9 protein-coding genes are annotated in these 14,213 nt (G+C 73.1%); 1 reads left to right on the plus strand and 8 read right to left on the minus strand.

Annotation, left to right across the window (positions count from 1 at the left end):
• Positions 1 to 15: 15 nt before the first annotated feature.
• Both ACFXKZ_RS14790 and ACFXKZ_RS14795 read right to left on the minus strand, forming a co-directional pair.
• Complete coding sequence (locus ACFXKZ_RS14790) at positions 16 to 1,539, minus strand: alpha/beta hydrolase (protein ID WP_380000267.1); 1,524 nt, start codon at positions 1,537 to 1,539, stop codon at positions 16 to 18.
• Between the two features lie 166 nt (positions 1,540 to 1,705).
• Positions 1,706 to 2,875, minus strand: a complete 1,170-nt coding sequence (locus tag ACFXKZ_RS14795) for a winged helix DNA-binding domain-containing protein (protein WP_380000269.1) — start codon at positions 2,873 to 2,875, stop codon at positions 1,706 to 1,708.
• Positions 2,876 to 3,092: 217 nt separating this feature from the next.
• Here ACFXKZ_RS14795 and ACFXKZ_RS14800 point away from each other — a divergent pair, with 217 nt between their 5' ends.
• Entirely contained in the window at positions 3,093 to 6,119 is a 3,027-nt protein-coding gene (locus ACFXKZ_RS14800) for an amino acid adenylation domain-containing protein (protein WP_380000271.1), read from the plus strand.
• 75 nt (positions 6,120 to 6,194) lie between these two features.
• Here the strand turns inward: ACFXKZ_RS14800 and ACFXKZ_RS14805 are convergent, their stop codons facing one another.
• Genes ACFXKZ_RS14805 through ACFXKZ_RS14830 form a run of 6 tightly spaced genes read right to left on the minus strand, consistent with a single transcriptional unit; the run spans position 6,195 to position 14,111 of the window.
• Positions 6,195 to 6,932, minus strand: a complete 738-nt coding sequence (locus ACFXKZ_RS14805; RefSeq protein ID WP_380000273.1) for a class I SAM-dependent DNA methyltransferase — start codon at positions 6,930 to 6,932, stop codon at positions 6,195 to 6,197.
• Positions 6,929 to 8,152 carry a thioester reductase domain-containing protein gene (locus tag ACFXKZ_RS14810; RefSeq protein WP_380000275.1) on the minus strand — a complete coding sequence of 408 codons (1,224 nt, stop codon included), beginning with the start codon at positions 8,150 to 8,152 and terminating at the stop codon, positions 6,929 to 6,931. The genes ACFXKZ_RS14805 and ACFXKZ_RS14810 overlap by 4 nt, the downstream gene beginning before the upstream one ends.
• On the minus strand, positions 8,149 to 8,352 hold the full coding sequence (locus ACFXKZ_RS14815) for a hypothetical protein (protein ID WP_380000277.1): 204 nt from the start codon (positions 8,350 to 8,352) through the stop codon (positions 8,149 to 8,151). Before ACFXKZ_RS14815 ends, ACFXKZ_RS14810 begins: the two co-directional genes overlap by 4 nt.
• A complete protein-coding gene (locus ACFXKZ_RS14820) occupies positions 8,349 to 9,362 on the minus strand; it encodes a hypothetical protein (protein WP_380000279.1) in 1,014 nt (337 codons plus the stop codon). Before ACFXKZ_RS14820 ends, ACFXKZ_RS14815 begins: the two co-directional genes overlap by 4 nt.
• Position 9,363: 1 nt before the next feature.
• A complete protein-coding gene (locus ACFXKZ_RS14825; RefSeq protein WP_380000282.1) occupies positions 9,364 to 12,786 on the minus strand; it encodes a condensation domain-containing protein in 3,423 nt (1,140 codons plus the stop codon).
• Positions 12,783 to 14,111, minus strand: coding sequence for a cytochrome P450 (locus ACFXKZ_RS14830; protein WP_380000284.1), 1,329 nt, complete (start codon positions 14,109 to 14,111; stop codon positions 12,783 to 12,785). Before ACFXKZ_RS14830 ends, ACFXKZ_RS14825 begins: the two co-directional genes overlap by 4 nt.
• Positions 14,112 to 14,213 lie beyond the last annotated feature (102 nt).

Raw genomic sequence — 14,213 nt, forward strand, 5'->3', positions numbered from 1 at the left:
CTCGTGGCGGTGGGGTCAACCCTTGGCGGTCGTCGCACTCGGGGCCGGCAGCGTGCAGGTCGCGCCCCGATCCGGCAGCCGGCCGGACGTGAGGTAGGTCCGGACCGCGTCGTCGACGCACGCGCTGCCTCGTCCGTACGCGGTGTGCCCATCGCCGTTGACGCTCAACAGGCGTGCGCGGTTCATCGTTTCGGTCACATCGCGGGCCCAGGCGAGCGGGGCCAGCGGGTCGCCGTCGACGCCGATCACCAGTGCGCGGTCGTGTCCGGTGTAGCGCCAGGGGCCCTCGAAGCGGTGCGCGGGCCGGACCGGCCACTGCGCGCACTTGAGTTCGCCGTAGCCGTACAGCCGCCCGAAGTGCGCCGACGCCGTTGCGGACGCGGTGAAGTGCCGGTCGTGCACGCGCAGATCGGTGGGTACGTCCCGGTCGAGGCAGGAGTTCGCGAGCTGTTGGGCCGTCACGTCGTCCGGGCCGGTGGGTGGTTCGGTGGTGGGCACGTCCTGGGCGGCCGTCGCCGCCAGGTACGCCGCGAAGCGCGGCCAACCTTCGGAGGCGGTCAGTCCGCCGATGACCTGGGTGAGCAGCAGGCCGCCGGTGAGGATGTCGTGCCGGCCCGGGTGGGCGATCCGGTTGCGTTCCAGCTTGTCCACCAGCGCGTCGAACGCCCTCACCGGGTCCCCGGCCCCGAATGGACACAGCGCGGGATTGCCCTTGCACCAGTTCAGGAAGCGGCCGAGCGCGAACTCGCCGGCGGCGAGTTGTTCCCGGTCGAAGCGCAGCGGCTCAACGACGTAGTCGCGCGCGTCGATCGCCGCGTCCAGGACCATCGCACCGACCCGGTGCGGGTAGCGCGCGGCGTAGATCTGCCCGAGCACCGTGCCGTAGGACTGGCCCAGGTAGTGGAGCCGGTCGTCGCCCACGGCCCGACGCAGCAGGTCCAGGTCGGCGGCCGAGTCGGCGGTGCTCATCGTGCGCAGCAGTGTCGGATCGGTGTTGCGGGCGCATGCGGCGGTCAGCGCCTTGGCTTCGGCGAGTTTGGCCGGGCGGTCGGCGAGCGTGGGGTAGGCCGGGAGCGGTTCCTCGATCTCGCGTTCCTGCTCGTAGCTCATGCAGTGCGCGCCGGGCACGCTGTTCGACTGGCCGCGCTGGTCGAAGCCGACGACGTCGTAGCGGTCCGCGAGGGCGGCGAAGGGGGCCGTGCGGGTGCGCAGCAGGGCCACGCCGTTGCCGCCCTGGAGCCCGCCGTTGACGAAGAGTGTGCCGATGCGGTGTGCCCGGTCCCGGGCGGGGATGCGGATCAGGGCCAGGTCGACGGTCTTGCCGTCGGCCGCGCCCGGTCGCATCGGGACGCCGACGGTCGCACATTCGAAGCCGTCGCCGCAGCCGGTCCAGGTCGGCTTCGGCACGGCGGGCCCGGGGGTCGCGACGGCCGAGGACGGTACGGCCAGGGTGGTCGCCACGGCGGCCAGCACGGTGGCCGTGGACACGAGCCACGAGCGGCGGCGGGACGTGGTGGGTGGTCGCGGCTGCGACTGCACGGTGGTCTCCTCGCGATCGGGCACGCCTCGCCCGACCGGCGGGCGCGCGGTACGACGGACGCCACCACATGCTCGAACACGGGCGGTTCGCTCGCGCGAGATCTTTGTCGGATCTGTCGCTCCCTCGGCGCACACGCCTGGTCCCGACGCGGGTCCGGCCCCGGTTTCAGTCCGTGAATTCGGTCTCGGCTCGTGTGCAGCCCCGGAACGGCGCGATGTCGGCGGCGCGTTGCTCGATGCCCTCCCGGTCCGCCTTGCGCAGCTTGCGTACCGTCTCCACGGTCAGTCGCAGCGTGCGGCCGCTCTTTCGGGACCGCCACAGGGCCACGAGTTCGCCGTCGCGCAGCACCACTCCGGGGTTGCCGGTGTGCTTCCAGACCCGTTTGCGCAGCGCGCCGTCCGGGACGGCGGTCTCCCGGTCGCGCTGGTGCAGCCACGGGTCGTAGGCGGGGAGGACGCGCAGTCCGCGCACCTCGGGCGGGTCGACGAGCGCCCGGTGGTCGTCGCGATGGATCCACGTCGTGCGGCCGTCGACGCGCACCTCGCGCAGCTCGTCGGCCGCCGCCTGCCACGCCTTGGCGGCGACCGGCTGCGCGGTGCCCGCCCACTCGGCAAGGTGCTCGGGAGTCGAGGGTCCGTAGGCGCGCAGGTAGCGGCGGACGAACTCCTTGCGCGCGGCCGATGCGGACCGATGCGGCGGCTTTTTGCCCAGCCACTGGTCGGTCCGCACGAACGACGCCTCGCGGCCCGCGCGCGGCGCGATCACGAACAGGCCGGTGAGCGAGATGGCCCGGGCCAGGATCGCGGTGAAGCCGCTGAAGGTGTCCGGCTCGAACCATCCGGAGAACTCGTCGGGCATACGTTTCCCCAGCGCGACCCCCAATTCGCGCTTGGTCAACACCTGCCCGTCCAGGGCGTCTTCGATCGCCGCCCGGGTCAGCTCCACGACGTCGACCGCCGAACGTTTCATCCCGTCGAGCATCGGCACGAAGCCCTGCACGGCCACCCGCCAGGACTCCTCGTCCTCGGGCAACATCGGCCGGGTGAACACCGGGAGGTCGCGGGTCGGGAACAGGTACGGCGACTGCCGCACCGCCCACGCCTGGAGCAGCGACTTGTCCTCGGCCAGGGCCCGGTCCACCTCGTCGACGGTCAGTCCCGGCACGCGGGCCAGCAGCGCGATCGACCCGTTGCCCGGTGGGGTGTTCTGGGCGCCTGCGGCAGCCGCGGCGGCCCACAGGTCGGGCGCCGCACTCGCGTCGGTCAGCTGTTGGCCGGCCGCGCGGAACGCGAGCACCCGCTCCCGGTCCACCTGTTCGCTGTCGCCGTCATTCACGAGCGCACCTCTTCGTTCGATCGATTTCTCGGACGCGTCGGGTCGGGAATGCCTGTCGATGCTACGCCGATATCCGCCGGCATCCGTGCCCGGGAAGGATTCCGTACAGATGTCCGACAGAATCTTTGCGGAGTTCCCCGGTCCGAGGTAATCGTGCAAGTAATGCGATTTCTCCGGGAAATGAGGCGCGTGCCGAGTCGCCTCGGAACGGATGGCGATGCCTGTTCCCGATCGTGCGGACGAGCCGAACCCCGACCGCGCCGACCGTGCCGACCCGGCGATCGGGTCCCTCCCCCGGGCGGTGGCCGCGATCGCGCGCCGTTCGCCGGATCTGGCCGCCGTCTTCGACGCGCACGGCGAGACCTCGTTCGCCGCCCTGGACGCGGCGGCGGACCGCTGGGCGGCGGCGGTGGCCGGGCGGGTCTCCCCCGGCGGGTGGGTGGCGGTGTGCGGGCGGCGCGGCGCGTCGTTGGTGGCCGCGGCGTTGGGTTGTATGCGGGCGGGTCGGGTGTACGTGCCGCTGGATCCCGCCCATCCGGGCGAGCGCATCGCGTTGACCCTGTCGGATGCCCGTCCCGAACTCGTGCTGGTGGACGAGGGCGCGCCGGCGGCGGTGATCGATGCGGCCCCGGCACTGCGCCTGGACGCGGAACCGCCGGACGAACCGGCCCGCCCCACACGTCTGTTCCCCTCGGACCCGGCGTATGTGATCTACACGTCCGGCTCGACCGGCACACCCAAGGGTGTGGTGGCCACGCACGGCGGACTGGCCACCCTGGTCCGGGCGTTGCGCGCGCGGGGTCCGGCGCTCGCCGAGGGCGACGTGGTGTTGTCGGTGGCCTCGATCGCGTTCGACATGTCGGTCACGGACATCTTCGTGCCCTTGGCGGCGGGCGCGTCGGTCGTGCTGCCGCCCGACGAGCGTACGCGTGACCCCGACCTGCTGCTGGATCTGATCGACCGGCATCGGGTCACCACCGTCCTGGCCACGCCGTCGTTGTGGCGCATGTTGGTGCTCGCGGGACTGGGGACCCACGGTCGGCGCCGGGTGCGGGCATTCGGCGGCGGGGAGAAGCTGACCGAGCGGCTGGCCCGCGAACTCCTGGCGCGGACCGAGTCGTTGCACAACGGCTACGGCCCGACGGAGACCACGGTCTACGCGACGTTCGCGCCGATCTCGGATCCGAACCGACTGCCGCTGGGCGGTCCGATCCCGGGCACGCGGCTCTATGTCCTGGATCCGGACGGGGAGTTGTTGCCGCCGGGCCCGCGCGGTGAGCTCTACGTGGGCGGCCTCCAGGTGTCCTCCGGCTATCATCGGCGACCGGCGCTGACCGCCGAGAAGTTCGTCCCGGACCCGTTCTCGGGAGTGCGCGGCGCGCGGATGTATCGCACCGGCGACGTGGTCCGGCTGACCTCCGGCGGCGACCTGCACTTCATCGGGCGTACCGACGACCAGGTCAAGATCCGCGGCCATCGTGTCGAGCCCGGCGAGGTGGTCGCGGCGCTGGAGAAGTCGCCCGCGATCCGCCAGGCGGCGGTACTTGCGCACCGGGATACGCTCGCCGGCTATCTGGTGGCCGAGCCGGGGCACGCACCGACAGCCGCCGACGTACGCGCGCACGCGCGCCGCCTGCTGCCCGAGGCGATGGTGCCCGATCGGCTGTCGTTCCTGCCCGCGCTGCCGATGACGGCCAACGGGAAGGTCGACCACGCGGCGCTGCTCGCGTGGCAGGAGCCGGCCGAGGCCGCGCCGGACCCGGCCGGGCCCGACCCCGACGGAGCGCCCGACGGCCCGACCGAGAAGGCGGTGGCCGCGGTCTGGGGCGAGGTGCTCGGGCTGGCCGAGGTCGACGCCCGGGCCGGCTTCTTCGACCTGGGCGGTCACTCGCTGCTCGCCATGGAGGTGGTCTCCCGGCTGCGCACCGAGTACGCGCTGGAGCTGCCGGTCTGGGAGTTGTTCGCCGAGCCGACCGTGCGCGCGTGGGCCGAGGTCATCGATCGTGCGTCCGCGTCGCCCGCCGACGACGCCGAGACGCGGGAGCGCGAGGTGGAGCTGTCGCCGGAGCAGCGGGCGCTGTGCAGGGCGGAGCGGCTGGTGCCCGGGATCACCTCCCCCGGCCTGGCGGTGCGGGCCACGCTGACCGGCGCCGTGGACACCGGGCGGGTGGTCGAGGCGCTGGCGGCGGTAGTGCGACGTCAGGAGTGCCTGCGTACCCGGTTCGCACCGGTCGCCCGGGACGGCAGGCAACTCGTCTCGCCCTACGTGGAGTTCGACGTGTTCGAGGAGGATCTGCGCGACGCGCCGGCAAACGCGGGTGGGTCGAACGAGGCGATGGATGCCCCGTTCGACCTGGCCAACGGGCCGCTGCTGCGGGCGGCGCTGCGGCAGTTCGCGGACGAGCGTTTCGAGTTGGAGATCCGGGTGCACGACGCGGTGGCGGACGTCGCGTCGCTGGGGGTGATCGTGTCGCAGTTCGCGGACGCGTACGCGGGCGATCCCGCCGCCGAACCCGACGACGCCGCGCGGTTCGCCCCACTGGCCCGGGCTCGCCGCGAGGCCGCGTCCGGGACGGCCCTGGCCGACGCGGTCGCCGCGTTCCGCGCCGCGGCGGACGCTTTCGTGCCGGTCCCCGAGGGTGGCTACGACACCGGCCTGGTGCCGGTCCGGCTGGACGCGGCGGCGGCAGCCGGCCCGGTCCGGGAGAGTGTGTTGACGCGGGCGCTGCTGCGCGTGTTGCCCCCGGAGTGGGGGTCGTCGATGGTGGTCGCCCGGGTCGAGTCGGGGCGTTCGGCGGATACCGGTGATCTGGTCGCGCCGCTGGCCACCCTGACGTTGTCGACGTGGGATCGGCCGTCGGGCGGCGATCCGGTCCCGGCGTCGGCCGCGTCGACGGTGCCCGCGCAGGCCCTCCTGGACGAGGACGGCCTCGGCGGCATGCCGGAGCTGCGCCGGGCCCTGCCCTGGTCGGCCCTGACCCTGCGCGAGCCCCTGCCCGCGCCGCGCGAGATCGGCCCCGGGGTGTGGCTGGAGCCGGTGTCGCCGCAGCCGGAGGCCGCCCCGAGCGAGGGCGCCCAGCGCACCGCGCTGCCGGTGTCGGTGGACCTGTGGGCGGACGGCGACGATCTCGTCGGCCTGCTGCAGCACCGCGTCGACCTGCTCGCCCCGGACGCGGCGCACGAACTCGCCGCGCGCTTCGCCGAGACCGTCGCACAGGAGCGGCGGTGGCCGGCCCGGACGTGAGGGCACCACGAAACGACGGCGCGGCCTCGCCCGAGAGGGGCGGGGCCGCGCCGTTCGTGGGGGTGTGCGGCGGGGTCACGCCGCCTTGCGGAACACCGACACGTGCCGCGTGCTCTTGGCCGTGAATGGCTCGCCCGTCCAACCCCCGTACCGGTCGACCGGTTCGAGCCCGGCCAGTTGCGCCATCAGGTCCAGTTCGGCGGGCCAGACGTACCGGACCTGATTGGGATACAGCCGGATGCCGCGCTCGCTCACCACGACCACCTGGGTCCGGATCCGCTGGCGCACCGGGTCGTGCATGGTCGCCTCCAGGAACACCCGGTCGCGCTCGACGCTGCCGGTGGCCAGGCGTTGCCCGTCGGCGTCGGTGCGTGTCAGGTCCGGGACGTGCATCTCGGTGACCAGGGTGCCGTCCGGCTCCAAGTGCTCGGCCGCGTTGCGCAGACAGCGCACCTGGTCGCGCTGGTCGAGCAGGCACAGGAAGGTGTTGAAGACGATGTAGACCAGGGAGAACGTACGGTCGACCGCGACGTCGGCCATGTCCCCGAGGATCACCGGGAACGTGTCGCCGCCGGGTCGCTGTCGGAGCTTGTCGATCATCTTGTCGGCGCCCTCGATGCCGATCACCTCCAGGCCCGTGGCGGCCAGCGGCAGGGCCACCCGACCGGTGCCGACGCCCAGTTCGAGGACCGCGCCCTTGCCCGCGCGTCCGGCCAGGAACTCCACCGTGGCGGGGGTGTCGGGCAATGGGCCGGTCCACTCGTCGTACACCTCGGCGACGGCGTTGTACGCCGCGGCGTTCGATCCGGTCATGGTCCTCTCCTCGACGTTCGTGGTGCCATGGCGATCGTTTCGGGGGCGGCCAACTCCGCGCGGGCGACGCCGACTTCGAAGTACCTGCGGGCCAGCGGCTCGTCCAGGACCGGGCAGCGCACGCCGAGTTCGGCCAGCGCGGCGTCGGTGCGGTCCGAGGCGACATCCGGGATCGCGGCGGCGCCGCCCGCCGACGAGCCGGGCAGCGTGGCCGCGATCCGCCGCACCTCGTCCCGGTCCGAGGCGACGGCCGCGTCGAGCAACCGTCCCCGCCACAGGGCGAAGTCGACGGGGCGCAGCCGGTGGCCGAAGCGGCGCAGCCAGGAGAACAGCGTTGTGTAGCGGGTGGGTTCGGGCGCGATCAGGTGGTAGGCGGGCGGCGCCGCTGCCACGCTCGCGTCGGTCAGCCGTACGACAGCCCGCGCCGCGTGGTCGACCGGCGCCCACCACAGCGGCGCGCCGGCCAACGGGGCCGCGCCCATCGCGGCGCAGGTACGCAGGAACAGCCACGCGTAGTCGTTGGGGTTGGACACCCCGGTGCGGGTGTGCCCGGCCAGCGCGCCCGGGCGGAACACCAGGGCGTCCACGCCGCGTTCGCGGGCCCGGGCGACGAGGTCCTCGGCCACCCACTTGCTCAGTCCGTAGCCGCCGAGCGCGCCGGCCGGCCCGAGTTCGGCGAAGTCCGGTACGACATCCGGGGTTTCCCGATCGCCGGGCGCTCGTCCGTAGAGCACCGAGACCGTGGACACGTGCGCGAGCCGTTTGGGTCGGCCCTCGCACACCAGGCGCAGTACCTCCACTGTGCCGGTGACGTTGGCGGCACGCAGCGCCTCGTACGGGTAGCTGACGTTCACGCCCGCGCCGCAGTGGTGGATCGTGTCGACGTCGTCGAGCACCACACGCCGGTCGACGTCGGACAGGCCGCAGCCGGGCCGGGCCAGGTCGCCCGCGAGCGCGGTCACCCGGCCGGACCACGCGTCGCTCCACAGGCCGAAGTCGCGCAGCGCCGCTTCCAGGCGCTCCTGTGCGGTGCCGTCCCGGGGGCGGACCAGGCAGTGGATCCGTCGGTCGGTGTGCTCGGCGAGTTCGGCGACCACGGCGGCGCCGAGGAAGCCGGTCGCACCGGTCACCAGGACGGCGCCGGGTCGGTCGGAGCCGCCGGGGGTGTTGCGCGGCACGACGTCGGCGGGCAGCAGTCGGTCCTGTTCGACGGTGTTCATCGCCAACTCCACAACGGCGAGGGCCCGTCGTCGTCCCAACCGTCGCCCTCGGCGGGCCGGCCGGGGTCGGTCACCGGGTCCGCCGCGCCGGGTTCGGCGGGTGCGGGGCCGGCCCGGCCCGTGTCCGGTTGTTCGGGCCGGTCCGGGGCCAGGATCCGTAGGTCGTCCTGGGTCAGCAGGATCGGGATCGACGTCCTCACCACAGTTCCTCACGATTGTCCGCGTCGCACGGCCCGACCGGTGTCCCGGTCGCTGCGGACGCGGTACGAAACGACCACACCCGTCGTACTCCGGCGGCCCGCAGTCGCCGCCGGGCGTCGGCCACCCGGGCCGCCAGCTCGGGGGCGGCCGGGTCGAACAGCACGGCCAGGACCCGGCCGCTGTGCGCGACCTGGACGCCGATGCCGTCGTCCGCGCGGCAGATGCGCTCGGCGAGCGGCAGCGCGGCCTGGGGCAGGAAGCGCTGGTTGAGCCGGGCGCTGGCGGTGGCGGTGCGGGCCAGCAGCGCGCAGTCCGCCTCGGTCACCGCGCGGCGCAGCATCGTGCGCAACTGCCGCAGGTGCTCGATCTCGTGCGGGTGGTACACGCGCGGCGGCTGGGCGATGGTGTCCACATCCGGTCCGCCCACATCGAAGCCGAGCACCTCCAGGGCCGGCAGCGGGCCGCCGAGGTCCTCCAGGACGTAACCGTCCCGGTTGGCGTACAACACGGCGCGGTGTCCGAACATCACGCCGTCCGAGGCGCCTTCGGCCCGCACGGCCAGGGCCGCGACCTCCGCCTCGGTCGGCACGCGGCCGTATGCGCGGGCCACCGCGCGGATCGTACTGACCACGTCGGCGGTGGAGGAGCCCATGCCGCGTTCGACGGGAATCGAGCTGTGTACGCTCAGCCGGCCGCCCGCACGAACGCCCAGTCGGCGCAGCGTCTCCTCGGCGGCGCCGGCGGCCTTGGTCTTCCACACCGGGCTGACCGTGACGCCGAAGGCGCGCTCGGGGACGAAGGTGGCGCGGGCATGCAGTGCGGGCAGGGGCAGCGAGACGACGGCGTGTGTGAGTCGGCCGTCGTCGCGTTCGAAGACGCCCTGGAGGATCTCGCCGTGATGGGCCATCGCGCTGCCCAGGGCCACGCGGGGTCGCGCGGGCGGGCCCACCACGGTGAGCCGGCCCGCCCGGCCCCGGTCGAAGGCGGCGGGATCGATGGTGGCCGCCATGTCAGGCGTGTCCCGTGGGACGACCGGGCATGGCTGCGTCCGGGTCCTCGACCGGCGCACGCAAGGTGGCGTCCGGGTCCTCGACCGGCGCGCACAGGGCGGCGTCCGGGTTCTCGACCAGCGCGCGCAGCGCGGCCTCGCAGGCCGCCGCGAAGCGCTCGACCGAGGCGCGTTCCCACAGCGCCGTGCGGTACTTGACGTCGAACAGCAGCCCGTCCTCGACGATCAGCGTGGACACCTCCAGGTCGGTACTGGCCTTCGTGTTCGCCACGATGCGCCCCGGGTGCACCCGGCAGCCCGTCAGGGTGAAGCCGGATTCGGCCTGGAACACGTTGAGCGTCACGTACGATCCGCGCCCGCCGACCACGAGCGAGTCCGCTCCCGCGGCCCGCAGTGCGTCACCGGCGGGGCAGGACTGGTTGGCGTAGGCGCCGGCCACCACGGCCCGGGTCCGGGTCAGGTGTTCGCGCCAGGTGGTGTCCGGGGCGAAGTCGTCGAAGCGCAACACGAGCAGGTTGACGAACGCCCCCATCACGTCCGCCGCGTCGAGGTCGAGGCGGTTCTCGCACGGGGTGAGCAGCTGTACGTCGTCCTGCCCGGACCACTGCCGCACGACCGCGGACAGCGCGGCGGCCACCACGATGAACGGGGTGACCCGTTCGCGGGCGGCGAAGGTGTACACCGCGTCGCGCACGGCCGGCGGCGCCAGGCGGTACACCACGTCCCCGTCGAAGGACGGCGTCTGCGGGCGGGGGTGGTCGGTGGGCAGGCTCAATTCGCGCAGGCCGGCAAGGCGGCGATGCCAGTAGCGACGCTGCTCCTCCGCGCCGCCGGTCGCCGCGCGGCGGCGTTCGGCCGCGACGACGTCGCGGAAGGTCGTGGTGCGCGACGCGGGCAACTCGCCCTCGCCGGTGGTGCGCCGGTGGTAGTAGGCGGCGATCTGCGGGAACAGCACCTTGGTCACCGCCCAGTAGTCCATCACCAGGTGGTGGCAGGTCAGCAGCAGGTCGCGGGTGCCGGTGTCCAGACGGACCACGGTCAGCCGGATCAGCGGCAGTTCGGACACGTCGAAGCCGCGGTCCGCCCGCTCGGCAGCCACCCGCGCGGCGGCCTGCTCGCGCTCCTCGGCGGGGGTTCGGCGCAGGTCCACCACCTCGATCGTGAACGGGTTTTCGTCGTGCACCCGTCGGCTCGGGGCGACGTCCCCCTCGCCCAGGTGGTAGGTGGTGCGCAGAATCTCCTCGCGGTCGATCGCCTGGGCGAACGCCCATTCCAGCGCGCCCTCGTCGAGTGGGCCCTCGACGCGCAGCGACAGGGTGAGGGTATTCACCGCGCTGCCCGGGACGAACTGCTCCATCAGCCAGAACGGTTCCTCGGCGGCGCCCAGTGCGTTCGTGCGCTCCCTGGGCACGGGTGGGACGAGCGGCGTGGACGCGTTCGGCGCGGCTTCGTCCGGCTCGTCCGCCAGTGCCTCGATCTCGTCGTCGGTCAGCGTCTCCAACTCGGCCAGGGCGGCGGCGACATCGGGGTGCCGGGCGGCGATCGCGGCGGCGAACGTGTGCAGTTCGGGGTGCTCGAAGACGAAGAGCAGCGGGACGTCGGCCCCGAACTCCTCGGCGAGCGTCTGGGTCATCCGCGAGGCGATCATCGAGTGGCCGCCCACCGCGAAGAAGTCGTCCTCGCCGGTGATCGTGTCGTCGTCGAGGAGTTCGCGGCACAGCGCGACGACGCGCCGCTCCACGGCCGGGGCGCGCCGTGCCCGCGCCGGGGCGGGGCCGACCGGCGCCGGCCGGTCCTCGCGGGGTGGGTCGACCATCCGCCACAGCAGGCGACCGTTCTCCATCCGGCGCACCCGAAGTGCACCGCCGTCCGGCGCGGACACCGGGGCCGCGTCGACGTGCAGCACACCCTCCAGGCCGCAGGGGGCGGGCCGGCCGGTGGGTTCACGCACCTCGGCGCGGCCCGGAACGGCCGTCACCTCGCCGCGGTCGCCGCCGGGCCAGGCCGGATCCACGCGCAGCACGACCGGCCCGGACGGGGTGGGCACGGTGTGCCCGTCGCCGTCGGCGGCCGGTGTGGGCGGGGGCGCCGAGGCGGCCGGGGCGGGCCCCAGTTCCAGGGTGTCCAGGGTCGCGTCGGGGTCGGTCATCGCCGACTCCACGGCCGTCGCGACGTGGTCCACGAGCCGTTCGACGCCGGCCGCCGCGAAGATCGCGGTGTCGTACTCGACGGTGGCCACGACGTCGTCCCCGTGCCATTCGAGGTTGAACAGCAGGTCGAATCGGCAACGGCCGCGCGGCACATGGACGACGCTCATGGTCAGGCCCGGGAAGGTGTCCGGGCGAAAGTGCAGCGGCGGCGCGTTGAAGACCACCTGGACCAGCGGGGAGTAGCCGGGGTCGCGGCCGACCAGGCTCTCCTGCACCACCTGGCGGAAGGGGATGAACTGCCGGTCGTACGCGGTGAGCGTGGCGTCGCGGGCGGCGGCGAGCAGGTCGGCGAACGGCAGGTCGCCCGGCGTGCGCATGCGCACCGGGATCATGCAGGACAGCGGTCCGACCACGTCCCGGTACTTTTCCGGCCGGCCGTCCCCGCAGATCCCGACCACCATGTCCTCGGCGCGTGTGTGCCGGTGCAGCACGGTCGCGAACGCCGCGAGCAGCGTATGGAACGGAGTGACCCGATGGCCGGCGGAGAACCGGCGCAGTCGGGGCACCAGGCCCGCCGGGAAGGGGTGGATCGCCAGCGCGCCGCGGTTTCGTTTGGTGGGCGGCCTGGGGGCATCCTCGGGCATTCGCAACACGTGCGGGGCGTCCGCCAGTTCGGCGATCCACGCGGCGCGCTCGGCGTCCAGGGCGCCGCTGTCCAGGAGTTCGCCGTGCCAGCGGGTGAAATCGCGGTAGTCGGCGCGGACCGATGGCAGGTCGGGGCGACGGCCGCCCCGGTGCGCGGTATACGCGAGGGAGAGTTCGTCGAGCAGTTGCGCGGCGGCGCCGGCGTCCATCACCTCGTGGTGGAAGGCGAGCACGAGCAGGTGTTCGTCCGGGCCGAGCCGGGCCAGGCCGAACCGTACCGGCGGGGTCAGCGAGGGCCGGTACGGCTCCTCCACCAACCGCCGGGCCCAGTCGAGCGCGTCCTCGGGACGGCCGGTGAAGTCGGGCGGCGCGTCCAGGCGTACCGACCACGGGTCCACTACCGTCTGGCGCAATCGGCCCTTGTCCACCGGCAGGATCGTGCGCAGCGCCGCGTGCCGCTCGACGAGCAGGTCGAAACCGGCTTCGAGAGCGGGCACCGACAGCGGGCCGGTCAGCCGGAACGCCAGGTGCTCGTTGTAGACGGCGGCCTCGCGGTCCATCTCGTCGACGAGCCACATCTGTTCCTGTACCGGTGTCGCGGGCAGTGCTTCGGTCGGGGTGGCCGTCACGACCGGGTCACCTCCTTCGCCCCGGCCGCCGCGACCGCCGCGGCTCGCGGGTGGGCCGTGATCGGCAGCCGGGTGAGTCCGTTGATGAAGTTCGAGCGCAGGTGCACCGGATCGCCGGCCGACTCGAATCGGTCGAAGCGGCGCACCAGTTCCTCCAGCAGCACGGTGAGCGCGACTCGGGCGGCGGGGCCGCCGACACAGTAGTGCGGGCCGATACCGAAGGCGATGTGCGGGTTGGGCGTGCGGTCGATCAGGAACGAGTAGGGGTCGTGGAACACCCGCTCGTCGCGGTTCGCGGACGCGACCCAGGCCACCACGAGTTCGCCCGCGTCGATCCGGGTTCCGGCGATCTCGACGTCGGTCAGGGTGCGGCGCATCAGGTGGTTGGTCGGCGTGGACCAGCGCAGCGCCTCCTGCACGGCCGCCGCCGCGCACTGCGGGTCCTCCTGGATCCGCCGCCACACCTCGGGGCGTTCGATCAGCGCGAGCAGCATGTGGGTACCGGTGTGCGGCGTCGTGGTGGTGGCGCCCATGACGAAGCTGTAGCAGTTGAGCAGGACCAGGCTGTCGTCCATCGGCGCGCCGTCGATCTCCACGTGCGCGAGCCGGGTGACCAGATCGTCGCGGGGTTCGCGACGGCGGTCGGCGATCAGTTCGCTGAACATCGCGAACAGGTCGTGGTGTGCCTCGCGCAGCGTCCGGTCGGTCCGACCCTTCGCGAACTCCGGGTCGTCGGGAGCCACTCCGGCCATCGTCCAGTGCGGGATGTCGGCCCAGTATTGCCGGGGAATGCCCAGGATCTCGCCGACGGCGGCCATCGGCAGGTCGAACATCGTCCGGGCGAAGTCGTGTTCGCCGCCCGCTTCGAGCGGTTCGATGATCCGCAGCACGTGTTCGCGGATGCGTTCGGTGCGCTGGGCGAGGATGTTCGTGGTCATGGTGTGGAACGCGGGTGTGCGTACCGCCGTGTGCCGAGGGCGGTCCATCAGGTTGATCGTCTTGCCGCCGGCGCTGTCCCCGCCGGTGACGTCGAGGATGGTGCCGTGCTCGGAGCTGAAGCGACGCGCGTCCTTGAGCACGCGCACGACGTCGTCGTAGCGCGTGACGGACCAGAACCGGGCGCCGGTGGGGGTGTGTTGCGCCCACACGGGTGCCACCTCGCGCAGCGTCGCGAGCGCGACGTGTTGCGGATGGGTCTGGAATCGGCGTGGATCGTAGAGATCGATCGAGTCGAGCGGCACTCGCTCATCGGTCCCGGGGCCGGTCATGAGCATCGCGGAGTTCTCCCGTCCTGCGTCCAGGCGCACTCGGTGCAGCGCACGCACGGTTCGGAACGTATATCGGTGGGAGAGGCCCGGCAATGATTCTTTCTCGGTCCCGAAAGGAATCGCCGGAAGGCGTCCGCGGACTTCTTTCCGAAGTCTTTC

The sequence above is a fragment of the Embleya sp. NPDC059237 genome, assembly GCF_042754105.1.
In the GTDB taxonomy this organism is placed as follows: domain Bacteria; phylum Actinomycetota; class Actinomycetes; order Streptomycetales; family Streptomycetaceae; genus Embleya.

Bases quoted from the DNA above. Each gene is read 5' to 3' on its own strand.
- ACFXKZ_RS14800 (WP_380000271.1), top strand. From the start codon at position 3,093: ATGCCTGTTCCCGATCGTGCGGACGAGCCGAACCCCGACCGCGCCGAC.
- ACFXKZ_RS14805 (WP_380000273.1), bottom strand. From the start codon at position 6,932: ATGACCGGATCGAACGCCGCGGCGTACAACGCCGTCGCCGAGGTGTAC.
- ACFXKZ_RS14810 (WP_380000275.1), bottom strand. From the start codon at position 8,152: ATGAACACCGTCGAACAGGACCGACTGCTGCCCGCCGACGTCGTGCCG.
- ACFXKZ_RS14820 (WP_380000279.1), bottom strand. From the start codon at position 9,362: ATGGCGGCCACCATCGATCCCGCCGCCTTCGACCGGGGCCGGGCGGGC.